Annotated in this window: 12 protein-coding genes and 1 other RNA gene; 10 read left to right on the top strand and 3 right to left on the bottom strand. The window is 38.5% G+C overall.

Annotation, left to right across the window (positions count from 1 at the left end):
* Positions 1-7: 7 nt before the first annotated feature.
* The 3 genes from accA (at position 8) to NRL14_RS03760 (ending at position 2698) form a co-directional block, all read left to right on the top strand.
* Positions 8-964 (top strand): acetyl-CoA carboxylase carboxyl transferase subunit alpha, encoded by a 957-nt coding sequence (accA, locus tag NRL14_RS03770; protein ID WP_008133897.1) that lies wholly within the window; start codon positions 8-10, stop codon positions 962-964.
* Positions 965-1046: 82 nt separating this feature from the next.
* On the top strand, positions 1047-2351 hold the full coding sequence (gene tilS, locus NRL14_RS03765; RefSeq protein ID WP_306724049.1) for a tRNA lysidine(34) synthetase TilS: 1305 nt from the start codon (positions 1047-1049) through the stop codon (positions 2349-2351).
* Positions 2351-2698, top strand: coding sequence for a hypothetical protein (locus NRL14_RS03760; protein ID WP_306724048.1), 348 nt, complete (start codon positions 2351-2353; stop codon positions 2696-2698). Before tilS ends, NRL14_RS03760 begins: the two co-directional genes overlap by 1 nt.
* A 109-nt stretch (positions 2699-2807) precedes the next feature.
* Here NRL14_RS03760 and NRL14_RS03755 read toward each other — a convergent pair whose 3' ends face one another.
* The gene (locus tag NRL14_RS03755; protein WP_008133903.1) at positions 2808-3704 is read right to left on the bottom strand and encodes a GGDEF domain-containing protein; all 897 of its coding nucleotides are present in this window, start codon (positions 3702-3704) and stop codon (positions 2808-2810) included.
* 133 nt (positions 3705-3837) lie between these two features.
* On the opposite strand from NRL14_RS03755, the gene NRL14_RS03750 reads away from it, so the two are divergent.
* Positions 3838-5811, top strand: coding sequence for a monovalent cation:proton antiporter-2 (CPA2) family protein (locus tag NRL14_RS03750; protein ID WP_306724047.1), 1974 nt, complete (start codon positions 3838-3840; stop codon positions 5809-5811).
* Between the two features lie 15 nt (positions 5812-5826).
* Here NRL14_RS03750 and NRL14_RS03745 read toward each other — a convergent pair whose 3' ends face one another.
* Positions 5827-6972 (bottom strand): patatin-like phospholipase family protein, encoded by a 1146-nt coding sequence (locus NRL14_RS03745; protein WP_007376790.1) that lies wholly within the window; start codon positions 6970-6972, stop codon positions 5827-5829.
* A gap of 239 nt (positions 6973-7211) precedes the next feature.
* Between NRL14_RS03745 and NRL14_RS03740 the strand changes: the two genes are divergently transcribed.
* Positions 7212-8090: a DUF3014 domain-containing protein gene (locus NRL14_RS03740; RefSeq protein ID WP_033028543.1), complete on the top strand. Its 879-nt coding sequence runs from the start codon at positions 7212-7214 to the stop codon at positions 8088-8090.
* Between the two features lie 138 nt (positions 8091-8228).
* Positions 8229-8325: signal recognition particle sRNA small type (gene ffs, locus NRL14_RS03735), an RNA gene on the top strand.
* 405 nt (positions 8326-8730) lie between these two features.
* Here ffs and NRL14_RS03730 read toward each other — a convergent pair.
* A complete protein-coding gene (locus tag NRL14_RS03730; protein WP_045984446.1) occupies positions 8731-9192 on the bottom strand; it encodes a carboxymuconolactone decarboxylase family protein in 462 nt (153 codons plus the stop codon).
* Between the two features lie 111 nt (positions 9193-9303).
* Between NRL14_RS03730 and NRL14_RS03725 the strand changes: the two genes are divergently transcribed.
* The 4 genes from NRL14_RS03725 to NRL14_RS03710 all read left to right on the top strand — a co-directional run bounded on the left by NRL14_RS03725 (position 9304) and on the right by NRL14_RS03710 (position 12261).
* Positions 9304-10218, top strand: coding sequence for a LysR family transcriptional regulator (locus tag NRL14_RS03725; RefSeq protein ID WP_306724046.1), 915 nt, complete (start codon positions 9304-9306; stop codon positions 10216-10218).
* A 313-nt stretch (positions 10219-10531) separates the two neighbouring features.
* Positions 10532-10585: a hypothetical protein gene (locus NRL14_RS03720; protein WP_242401453.1), complete on the top strand. Its 54-nt coding sequence runs from the start codon at positions 10532-10534 to the stop codon at positions 10583-10585.
* Positions 10586-11247: 662 nt separating this feature from the next.
* Positions 11248-11940: a L,D-transpeptidase gene (locus NRL14_RS03715; RefSeq protein WP_149606293.1), complete on the top strand. Its 693-nt coding sequence runs from the start codon at positions 11248-11250 to the stop codon at positions 11938-11940.
* Positions 11941-11952: 12 nt separating this feature from the next.
* Entirely contained in the window at positions 11953-12261 is a 309-nt protein-coding gene (locus tag NRL14_RS03710) for a hypothetical protein (protein ID WP_033014984.1), read from the top strand.
* Positions 12262-12351: the final 90 nt, after the last annotated feature.

Here is a 12351-nt window from a genome sequence, read left to right as displayed (position 1 = left end):
TTAGAGCATGAGCCTCAATTATCTTGATTTTGAGCTTCCGATTGCAGAATTAGAAGCGAAAATTGAAGAATTACAAAATGTAAGCCGCGCTGGCGAATTAGACCTTGGATTAGAAGAGGAAGTCAGCAAATTAAAAGAGAAAAGCGACCAGTTAAAAGGGAAGATATTCTCTGAACTTGGCGCTTGGCAAGTATCACAGTTGGCACGTCACCCGTTGCGTCCTTATACTCGAGATTATATCGAGCGTATTTTCACGGAATTTGACGAGTTTGCTGGTGATCGAACTTTTGCTAACGATCCGGCTATTTTAGGTGGTATAGCGCGTTTAGATGGCGAACCAGTAATGGTTATTGGCCAACAAAAAGGCCGCGACACTGCTGAAAAAATTAAACGCAACTTTGGTATGCCAAAGCCAGAAGGTTACCGTAAAGCATTACGCTTAATGGAAATGGCTGAGCGTTTTAAAATGCCAATCATGACCTTTATCGACACGCCGGGTGCATACCCAGGTGTAGGCGCTGAAGAGCGTGGCCAATCTGAAGCAATCGCACGTAACTTAAAAGTAATGGCGACACTTAAAGTGCCGACAATATGTACAGTTATTGGTGAAGGTGGTTCAGGCGGTGCATTAGCGATTGGTGTTGGCGACAGAGTTAATATGTTGCAGTACAGTACTTATTCTGTAATTTCGCCTGAAGGTTGTGCGTCTATTCTTTGGAAAAGCGCCGACAAAGCACCCCTTGCAGCAGAAGCAATGGGTGTAACCGCAGAGCGCGTCAAAGAACTAGATTTAATCAGCAACTTAGTTGATGAGCCACTAGGTGGTGCGCACCGTAATTACGATGCTATGGCACGTAACTTAAAAGTGCGCCTAAAACGAGATTTAGCTGACCTACAAGCTCTTACGCTTGAAGAAATGCTTGATCAGCGTTACAAGCGTTTAATGTCGTTTGGCTATTGCTAAGCACATTAAATGTTAAAAAAAGCCGCTTATGCGGCTTTTTTACTTTAAAATACTCAGAGTTTTTATATTAAAGTGCGGACACATGTATACATCAGCAATTTATCAACAATTAAAAAAATCACTAAGTAGCTATATTGAGCAAGGTAAGACTGTTTTTACAGTTGCGTTATCTGGTGGCGTTGATTCTGTGGTGTTACTGCATTTAATGCGTGCGTTAAAAGAAGATAACCCTGTAATTGATGTATCGGCTATTTATGTTCACCATGGTTTAAGCCAGTATGCTGATGACTGGCAACGCTTTTGCAAAAACGTATGTGTTGAGCTCAATGTGCCTTTTGAAGCTGCGAAAGTGGTAATTGAGCAGCAGTCGCGCACGAGCCTTGAAGCCCAAGCGCGCGACGCCCGTTATAAAGTACTTGATGAACTAAGCCCACAAGGCAGCATTATTTTACTGGGCCAACATTTAAACGACCAAGTAGAAACGTTTTTACTGCGCTTAAAGCGTGGTTCGGGTTTAAAAGGGCTTGGCGCTATGCACCAAGCGCGTTTTCTACAAAGTGGGCGTGTGTGTTTCAGGCCGTTATTGAATGTAAAGCGAAGTGATATAGAAGCCTTTGCGGCGCAGTTTAATATTAAGCATATCACTGATGACTCTAATACAGATGAGCGCTTTGATCGAAACTTTTTACGTTCCAAAGTTATTCCATTATTAGCCGAACGCTTTAATGGGTTTGAGCAATGTACAGCGCGAAGTATTGAGCTACTGCAGCAACAACAAACATTACTTGATGAATATACTCAGCTTGATTTAAATAAGTGTATTAACCAGCATCAAGCATTGTGTATTAATAAAATAAGCGAATACAGCACTGCGCGCATTGCAAATATAGTGCGTGCGTGGCTTGCATTATTTACACAAATTATGCCATCGCAAAAACAACTTGAGCAAATTATTAATCAAGCTATATGCGCTAAGAGCGATTCGCAAATGCTTATTGATTTGGCTGGTGGGCAAGTACGTCGCCATCAAGGCTATTTGTATTTTGTGAATCCATATCAAATCTTACAAGATCAAATGCTTGTAAGTGATGAGCTTAAATTTAATGATGACCGTTTGCTAATAAAAAAAAATGGCAAGGGTATTCGACCGCCGTTTAAGCATGAACAAGTTACTGTGCGTTTTAACTGTAACAATGCGCGGATCAAACCGGAAAAAAAACCAGGTGGTAATACATTAAAACATTGGTTTAAAGATGCAAAAGTAGCCCCTTGGTTACGTGCTAATGTGCCATTAATTTTTTATAATGACGAATTGGTTCAAGTGGTTGGCTACTTTATGAGTGCCAATCATCTTGACGAAACAGGTATTTTTTGGGAGTGTAAATAATGACAGAACAACCACATGTTGGCTTATCACTAGTAAACAAAGCACCACTGGGGATGTTAGTTACAGCTATCGTCGCGGTATTAGCTAATGCCTTGTTTTCGCTTAACCTAATTACTTTGGGTCACGCTATTGCTGGTGGAATATTATGTGGTGCATTATTACTGGCTTATTGGTTAGGTAAAGGTGGGCTGTTTTTTGTTTTAGGAGTGAGTACGCCGTTAATTTTAGTTTTATTCACGCCAATTGCAAAGAGTGCTGCATTACTTAACTTAGTGAGTGGTTTCTTTTTTGGTTTTTGCTTAGTGCTTGTTATATATAAATTTTTACCAATAAAGCCAGAGCGTTAAGTCATGCTTTTTAGTGTGTTGTCCTGAGTTTTAAACAGGACAATACAGCAAAATAAAAAAGCCTAACGGGGGAAGTTAGACTCTTTTATTTTAAATGTATTTTTAAATTTTAATATGCTTTAGCACAGTTTCTGCCCGAGGCCTTTGCTTTATACAGCCCTTTATCTGCGCGAGCAAATATCTCATTATCACAATCTTGACTGCTTGCTAAGGTAAAACCTATGCTGGTTGTTACGCCATATTGCGACATTAAACTTGATTCTCTAACAAGGCGCATGATCCGTTCAGCAACTACTTTGTTAGTTGTAAACTCAGGGTCTTCGATTAAAATTGAGAACTCATCGCCGCCAAACCTAAATACTGAGTCTGTACCACGAATACTGCTACATAAAACTTTAGCGAATTCTTTCAATGTATCGTCGCCCACTTTATGACCAAAGTTATCGTTAACTTGTTTAAAGTTATCTAAGTCGAGCAGCATTAAGCTAAAAGGACGTTGATAGCGGCGACAATTTTCGAGTTTTTGCGACAAAATATCATTAAATTGACTACGGTTATTTAATCCCGTTAAGGTATCTTTTGTCGCAAGTTTTAATACTCGGCTATACATCATCGCATTTCGAAGTGGGTAAATTAATGCGGTATGTAAAACGCGTAATTTTTTTTCAATTACAGCACTAAGAGGATATTTACTAAAGTAAATTAGTTGTCCTAAGTGTTCTGCTGCTATTGTTAAGTCAAAAATATAGGGTGTATTGTTTGTATCACTATCTGATGTTTGCGCTGTGCCAAGCGTCGATTGAAACTGTATACCCGAAAAGTTTAGCAATTGTTTTGCGAACTTAGCATACATAGCTAAAACATCTTCAATAACTAAACTAGTTTGTAGTTCAGTAACAAGTTCGTGTGTTTCAGTTGGTTCATCTACACGTGTGTGTTCTGCCGAGAACGGCAAAAAATCACCGCGACCTGATACACGTTGTGTCAAAATATGGACGTTTTCCATTAAATTCTCCCCCGAGGGTGTTGCTTTACAATTACTAAGCTATTTCTATGCCATATTTTAAAACTGGCCGAAAAACAGATGGTTGCTATATTTAATGTAAGTCCCTTGGTTTAATTTAAGCGTGAGGTTCAGTTTGCAGAGTATTAATGTTCAATTTTTTGGCTTATTAGTTGTTGCAGTACTTTTTGTATGGTTTTTTAAGCGCATTGGATTGCCGCCTATTTTGGCGTATCTAGCAACAGGGGTTTTAGCTGGCAGCCATGGTATTGGTTGGATGGTACACACGCACGAAATCGACTTTGTGGCAGAGCTTGGTATTGTATTTTTGTTATTTAGTTTAGGGTTAGAGTTTTCTATTTCACGTTTAATGGCGATGCGCAATATTGTGTTTGGCCTTGGGTCACTACAAGTCGTTGTGACCAGCCTGATACTTATTGTTGTTTTATATTGCTTAAATTTCAGCTTATTAACTAGCTTTGCTATTAGTATCATTATGGCGCTTTCATCCACTGCCGTGGTGGTTAAGTTATTAAAAGAAACCGGCGAGCTAAACCAGCGTCGTGGACAACTAGCCGTTGGTGTATTGTTATTTCAAGATATAGCGGTTGTTCCCTTGCTTATTATCCTTCCTTTATTAGCATCTAGCGATTCACAAAGCATTAGTTGGGCGCTTGCTTTTGCATTAACTAAAGGCGCATTTGTTTGCTTATTGTTATGGGCTATAGGCAAATGGATACTGCCTAAAGTATTTAACGAAATAGCGCTAGTACGCACCGATGAGTTATTTGTGCTTACAACATTACTGGTTGCGTTATTTGCCGCGTTGCTAACATATATGTTTGGTCTATCAATGGCTCTTGGCGCTTTTTTAGCCGGTATGATGTTGGGCGAGAGTCATTACAGACACCAACTAGAGGCTGATATAAGGCCCTTTCGCGATATTTTAATGGGCCTATTTTTTGTAACTGTCGGCATGCAGCTTGATTTATTATATGTGTTTAGTAATGGCTTATTTATAATTGGTGCGTTACTTGGCTTATTAATTTTAAAAATAACCGTTGTTGCAATAAGCGCGCAGCTTATGGGGGAGCGAAGACAAGATGCATTGGCTTGTGCAATTATGCTTTGGCAAATGGGAGAGTTTGGTTTTGTACTTATTGCCTTAAGTGGACAACAGCAATTATTAACGAGTGATCAAACCTCATTTTTAATTGCATTGGGTGTACTTTCAATGGCCTTTACACCATTTTTAATTGATAAAACACCGCTTATTTTAAAACGTTTAGGCGTATTAAAACGCGCAAGTATGGGATGGGAAAATGAACCTAAAAGTAGCGCGCTTTATAGTAATCATGTTGTTATTTGTGGCTTTTCAAGAGTTGGGCAAACCATTGCGCGGTTTTTAAAGCCTGAGGCAATAGAATATGTCGCTATTGAGAGTAACCCAATACTTGTTCAAGAAGGTAAAGCCGCTGGAGAACCCGTAATATTTGGACACGTTAAACAAAAAGACATTTTAAAATGTGCAGGGGTAGAGCGTGCACGCTTAGTCATTATTACCTTTACTGAATTTGAGCAAACACAAATAGTAATAGACGCTATAAAGCAAATAGCGCCCGAAGTTAAAATACTTATACGCACGCGAGATGACAGTCAGCTCGAAAAGTTAAAAGAATTGGGGGTAACCGAAGTTGTGCCCGAAACTTTAGAAGCAAGTTTAATGTTAGTGTCGCATGTTTTATCTATGTCGGGTGTACCCATGAGCCGAATTGTTAGGCGTGTAAGTAAAGAGCGCCGTAATCGCTATAAATTTTTGCAAAGCTTTTTTTCCGGTGAGCACATTGATAGCGATGAAAATAATAGCGATAGATTAGAATACCTGCATGTTATAGCTTTGCCCGATAAAGCGTTTGCTGTAAATAAAAGTATTAGTGAGCTTAATTTAACAAAACGAAGAGTGTTTATAAAAGCGTTACGCAGGCAAGATCGCGAAATAGACGCTCCATCGGATCAAACCTTATTACTGGCTAACGATATATTAGTACTGCAAGGAAAACCAAGGCGCGTTGAGCGGGTAGAGCACTACCTGCTCGACGGAATAGAATAACGTTTCTGTTTGGGCTTAATCTAGTTCTAAAAACTTGCGTATCTCCGGTAATTTTTTCATACCGTCTTCATAACCAATTTGCATTAAATGCTGGGTGTAGCGTTTTTCAAACAATAGATAACTGGTTAAGCTCGATTGCGAATGTTTTTTTACACCTATGGTACGAAGCAATACTTTAATAGCCCATGGCATATCGTTGTAATACTGCGCTGCAATGGCATTAAAATTTTGCGAAGGGTTAATTACAAACGTATCAATTTGTTTAAGCTCTTGATGTTTATCGCGTGCAGGTAATAGCCCTAAGGTTCGGTTAATACGGTCCAAACGTTCTAAATCCGATTGCATAGTGTCGGTAAATACACTGTCGAGTAAATGCCCTGCAACAGCAGAAAGCCCTGGGTAATGCGCAGAATAACCCGGTGGGTGTAATTCTTTAGGTTGATCGACCCCAATAATAAATATTTTTTCAGCCCCTAAGTGAATCGACGGACTAAGCGGTGAAAGCTGATGTATAGAGCCATCACCAAAGTAATGGTTATAAATATTTACGCTAGGAAATACCATCGGAATGGCACTCGACGCCATTAAATGCTCAACATTAATGCGCGTAGCACGACCCTCGCGTTTAGCACGCTGCCAAGATGTTTGCGTATTAGATTGAAAAAATGCAACCGAGTCACCCGTTGTATAACTTGAGGCCGTAATAGACAGCGCATCTAAATAATTACGATGTAAATTGCGTTCAATGCGGTGTAAATCTAAAATTTCGTTTAATAAACTACGAAGAGGGCGATTATTTAGCAAGCTAGCAGGCGGGTGATTAATATGCTCCGACTGAAAGCTTGTTAAAATATTACGCGCAATATGACCAAACACACTTAAAAAGTCGCTTTTGTACACCATAGAGGTTGAAAAGTTTTTCCAAACAGATTCGAGCTTTCGTACAGCCAAATGCGCACACGAGGCGTAACATGCTAACGCTGCAGAATTAATTGCCCCAGCTGAGGTGCCATTTATTACCCTAAATGGTAATGGAGCTGTACGCGGCATGCTATGAGCGAGTGCTTTTAGTACGCCCACTTGGTAAGCAGCACGTGCGCCACCACCTGTAAGTAACAAGGCTATTTTAGGTTTTTTGGGATCAACTTGCTTGATTTTCATATTGGTGGTTAAACTGTTCTACGTCTTTGCTTTATTTATTCACTGTAAGTCTTTAAGCTAGAAGAATCAAAGGATAACTGCCCTTATACTCATTACATTATTTAACTTTGCAATTTAGCGCTTAACCTTTGAGCTATTATTGCCGTGTTATTAAATGTCATAGTATGTGTGTCAGAATGAATTTAATCCACTTAGCGTATTCTAAGTGATATCGCATTTTAATTTTTTATGGAGTTCGTATGTCAGATAAACCAGAAGTGTCAGATGTTCAAAAACGTCCACCTAATAACAATCTTCTTTTTGCCGTTATTATTTTAATAGTCGTAGCATGCGCGGCTGCCTTCGTATTACTTAAACCAAGTGATGAAAAAGTAACACGCACAGAGGTAGAGCCGCCAGTTAAAGAGCAGCCAATAATGGAGCTTAAACCAGAAATTGCTCCTATTATTGATACTCCTTCTGCAGTAAAACCAGAGGAACCTAAAGAACTTGAAGTGCCAACACAACGCGCTGTTGAGCCTGCCCCAAAAGTAGAACCATTAGTGACGCTTGACGAAAGTGACACGGTGGTTGTTGCTAAAATGGATGAGTACTTAAGTGATTCTGTGATGAGCTTAATGGTAACCGACGATGTGATTCGCCGTGGTGTTGTATTTATAGATAACATTGCCCAAGGCAAAATCGCCAAAAAGCATACACCTGTTATTAAGCCAGAAGAGAGTTTTAGCGTAACAGAAGGAGATATTTTAACGATTGATCCTAATAGCTATGAGCGTTATACACCGTATGTAAAAGTATTCACCAGTATGAGTGCCGCTCAAGCAGTGCGTATGTACGAAGAATATAAACCGCTTATTAATAGTGCATACACTGAAATAGGTTACGGCGATGATGAGTTTAATCAAACCCTAACCGATGCAATTGATTTGTTACTTGATACGCCAGAACCTGAGGGCGACTTACCATTACTTCGTAATTCAGTAACATATCAATACGCATTTTCAGAGTGGGAGCAATTACCAGCTGCACAAAAACAACTTTTACGCATGGGCCCTGAGAACATGAAAAAAGTAAAAGCAGCATTACGTAATATTAAAACTCAGTTAGAGAGCAATTAATACGCATTAAAACAGCTAAATGCATCGCGATTGTATATGAAGTATGCAATCGCACTTTCTTTTTAGATTACCCCTTGAATAACAGAGCAAAAGTAGAGATAATCCCCCCGCGCCAACCAAGGCCCTCAATGGTAGTCTTATTGGTCCTCTCGCAACACTAGCAGGCGAACCTGGTCAGGCCCGGAAGGGAGCAGCCACAGTTTGTGACGTGTGTGCCGAGATGTGGCTGGTAAGACTGCCACCCAAATTCCTCATTTGGGTGTTAAACCTCTTATATAATTTAACCTAAACCTCATTAATAAAAATTTATTTTTTATTTCATTACCCATGCCATCACACACTTTAAAATAAACTCAGCAAGTTCTACTTAAATAACATACTGTAAAAGCAATTAAGCGTAGCAAGTTAGCATTCAATACAATCAGTGTCTTTGTATAGTAATTAATGGTCGATTTAGAGCGATTACCCCTGTCATTCAAGAGAGTTGTGAACTAAGCCGCTACGCGGAGATCCTACTCTGACACACCGAGCAGGTAGCGCCTTAGCCCAACAAGCGATTATGCAACACAAACTGCGTGTTGCATAAATACTAAAGTGTTATGTGTCCGGCAGCGATTAATGACGCCGAATAGTGAATCTACTAATGTTGTCCAACTTGATAATTTCCGGCCTCAAAGCCAAAAGGTTTTGCCAAACGATTCCAAGAATTAATTTGTACGATTGATAAGGTTAAATTTGAAATATCATCTTGGCTGAAATATTTTTTCAAGTTAGTAAACGATTGTTGCCTTTGGTCTGTAGAGTCATTGAGCTTTGTGACAGACTCAGTCCATTCCAGTAATGCTTGCTCTGATTCGTTATAAAAGTTCGTTTCTTTCCATGCCGACGATGAGTAAATACGCAATTCACTTTCACCCGCAGCAATAGCTTCTTTAAAGTGCATTTCAATGCAGTAAGCGCACTGGTTTATCACTGAGACCCTGTATCTCAAAACCTCCATAAAAGACTCATCAATAATGTTTAAGCTCTTGATGTATTTCTCTGTTTGCATCATGCAGTTCATTAAATTCTCGGGTATATTTTCAAAAGGTACTCTCGGCATATTTTTTCTCGCTTGTGTAAATGAGTGACGCGATACATTGTATGCCTATCAAATAATGATTAGAATATATGCTATAAGCCAAACAATCTTGCATAAAACGCAAAGGTTATTATGTTAAAGTCTGTTCGTATATTTTTAAAGGTCGTTGAGTTGGGTAGCTTTTCTAAAGCTGCCAAAGTATTAAATATGGCTCCGTCATCAGTTACTCGTGCCATTGATAATCTTGAATATGAGCTGAAATCCGAGCTATTTAAACGTAGCACGCGCCAATTATTACTGACAGATAAGGGCTATATTTTTTTAGAGGGAGCCTCTGATCTGGTCTCTAATTGTGATTCTATACTTATGTCTATGACTGACAGTCATAAAGAGCCTGAAGGAAATTTGAGGGTTTCAGTGTTTGAGAGTTTTGGTCGGTTAAGTGTTTGTCCCATAATCCCTGAATTCTTGAAAAAATACCCAAAGATAGCAATTGAAATTGAGCTAGAGAATAAGGTGGTTGATCTAGCAGGGGAAAATATTGATTTGGCAATTCGTATAGGAACACCGAAAGATTCGAGTTTAAAATTTTGTAACATTATCCCAAATCATACCTTTGTTTGTGCGTCACCAGATTACTTGTCAAAAAATGACAATATTGAAAAACCTGAAGATTTGTCATTACATAATTGCTTATTACTCAATCAAGAGAGGCAAAGAACTTACTGGCATTTTAAAAAAAATCGTCGTAATACTAAGGTCTTAGTTAGTGGTAATCTTAAATCAAAAGGCGGCACACCATTATTGGAGGCAGCCTTGTGTGGTCTTGGTGTCGTTCAGCTTTCAAACTGGATAGTATCTGACTATGTGAAAAGTGGGCAGCTTGTGGTTTGCTTACGAGATTGGGAGCCGCTTCTTAATGAGCAGTCTAGTGGTAGCGTTTATGCTGTATATAAACAAGGTATATATAAAAATCCAATTATAAGGCTATTTCTTGACTATCTAGTTGAAAAAACACATAACAAGTTACTGCATCGGACGTGGTAGAGTTACTCTTTTGAGGAACGTATACCACTATTTTTAATTGAATGTTTTTTAACCTTTAATCCCTCTGTTCGCTGTGATCTAATAGATATTATTCACCCATGGTAAACTGTTATGGCACTTTTTTTTGGTGATAAGTCAAGCCTGACTTATCCTGTCAAAACAAATTCATTCCTATCAATTTCGCTGAGCAAATTCTGCCAGGTACCTTTGAATATGCCCTTTGTTATATCGTCGAAAATAAACTCGATTTATCGGGATTTGACACGTGGTATAACAACGACAAAACGGGCCTGCCGCGTATCCGCCTTCGGTAATGCTAAAGATTATTTTACTGGGCTATGCACATGGCTTTATCAGTAGTCGCTGAATTGCCAAAGCGTGTGAGACGAACATTTTATTTATAAATGTGTCGGGGGAATTAACCCTGTACAAAAAGAAACAGACTCTGAACCTAAAAATAAATTTAGTGGCATATTTTTGTTAGTTTGTTAAATTAAAGTAAAAATAGACAACCCCATAGGTCGACGATAGCTGTTTATTAAAGAATGGCAAACGACTTGGCTGTATTGGAGCGGCTTTCCTTTAGGTAAAAAGTGCAATATTACAGTAAATAAAGGGATGAATAAATTGACCTTACGGGGTCAAATGAAAGTGAATGCCTTTAGTTTACGCTGCGGCAATTGTATTGCCTTGTTCATAAATAGAAAAGCTGCAAAAAGCGATGTATTAAGAAGTGCAAGCCTTTTCACCTTAAATAAAAGCCACTCAAACACCCGTAATCTCTTCCAAAACACCAATTGAAACAATACCAAACCAGCTTTTATATTCTATGAAAAACACAGTAATCGATTGAACCAAAATAGGAACTCAGCTATGGTCTATTTATCAATAAAAATAAATTTAAAAATGAGTTAATTTACAGGCTCGTTATAAGCTCCGTTACTGGCTGTAATTATTTTATGTAACTGTTAGTATACATTCGATTATTTTTTAACTCATACAAGGATGAAGTAAAGTGTCACAAGGTAACTGTGCAACACCCAAAAAAAACATGATATAGGAACAGCTAACTATATTTTCAACAAAGTTGGTAAGGGAGGAACTAACAGCAATACAGACTTAAGGAGTGTCATTTCATTATTAGAAAATAGAAAAAAAGATCCGTACTACCGAGAAAAACTTCTTCGATTAAAAATTCCAAACTCCTGCTCCCCAAATATTATTCAGGAGTTAACACAGTGTATTTCAGACTTTCAAGCCAGTATACAGGGAAGAAATAAGGCTGATGGAGTAGTTAGTCCAAGTGGCTCTACTATTTTATACCTTGGTGGTGTAAGACTTACAGGGAAACATATTATCGTTGATTTGGATGATCAAAATCTTTACGCTTACGATGGAAAAAAGAAAATACATGAATTTCATTGCGCCTCTGGCGATAAAAAACACCCTACGGCAATAAAGCCTTCTTTACACCATATATTCAGAAAGCATCAAAAATACAGAAGCCGTGCATATAATGCACAAATGGATTATGCGATGTTTTTTACAAATGATGGTAAAGCTATCCATCAATCAAATGCTGTAAGTGTTACATCCTTTTTAAAAGTCGTTGGTATTGAATCATTAGGATCTCATGGTTGTGTTCGCCTAAGTGAAGATGATGCAAAAAAATTATTTAGTTGGTCACCTATGAATACTCCGGTATTTGTTGATATGGCTTAGGAGTTATAATCTATGAAAGCACTAATTTATCTAACTCTAGGAGTTCTCTTTGGCGGAACTGTTGGATATTTATATGCAACTAGCATATCTGACGATCGCAATGAAGATATAATAAAAAGAGAAATAATCTTGCTTAATAAGTATTCTAATATTCCCTCTTGTGAAGACTTAAGAGAAAATAAAGATAGTATTACTCAAAAATCTGAAGACAGTAATCACATACTTTGGTCTTATTTAAGCGAGGATAATTTGCTTAAAAAGGTTGTAATTTCACCAGACTTTGTTGTTGCATACGAAGAGGTTGAAAAAATATGCAAATAAAATGGTTTCGCTTATAATCGGGTAGCCGGAGGTCTCTAACCTCCAGCCCCCACACCACCCATCATGCGGGTCCGCAATGGGCGGTTCATC

Origin of the sequence: Pseudoalteromonas sp. 20-92 (assembly GCF_030847595.1) — a bacterium.
GTDB lineage: Bacteria > Pseudomonadota > Gammaproteobacteria > Enterobacterales > Alteromonadaceae > Pseudoalteromonas > Pseudoalteromonas fuliginea.
The sequence above is the reverse complement of the archived record's forward strand: the minus strand, read 5'-3'. Positions and strand labels throughout refer to the sequence as shown.

Coding starts and splice junctions, on each gene's coding strand:
- accA (WP_008133897.1), top strand. CDS start 8: ATGAGCCTCAATTATCTTGATTTTGAGCTTCCGATTGCAGAATTAGAA.
- tilS (WP_306724049.1), top strand. CDS start 1,047: ATGTATACATCAGCAATTTATCAACAATTAAAAAAATCACTAAGTAGC.
- NRL14_RS03760 (WP_306724048.1), top strand. CDS start 2,351: ATGACAGAACAACCACATGTTGGCTTATCACTAGTAAACAAAGCACCA.
- NRL14_RS03755 (WP_008133903.1), bottom strand. CDS start 3,704: ATGGAAAACGTCCATATTTTGACACAACGTGTATCAGGTCGCGGTGAT.
- NRL14_RS03745 (WP_007376790.1), bottom strand. CDS start 6,972: ATGAAAATCAAGCAAGTTGATCCCAAAAAACCTAAAATAGCCTTGTTA.
- NRL14_RS03740 (WP_033028543.1), top strand. CDS start 7,212: ATGTCAGATAAACCAGAAGTGTCAGATGTTCAAAAACGTCCACCTAAT.
- NRL14_RS03730 (WP_045984446.1), bottom strand. CDS start 9,192: ATGCCGAGAGTACCTTTTGAAAATATACCCGAGAATTTAATGAACTGC.
- NRL14_RS03725 (WP_306724046.1), top strand. CDS start 9,304: ATGTTAAAGTCTGTTCGTATATTTTTAAAGGTCGTTGAGTTGGGTAGC.
- NRL14_RS03710 (WP_033014984.1), top strand. CDS start 11,953: ATGAAAGCACTAATTTATCTAACTCTAGGAGTTCTCTTTGGCGGAACT.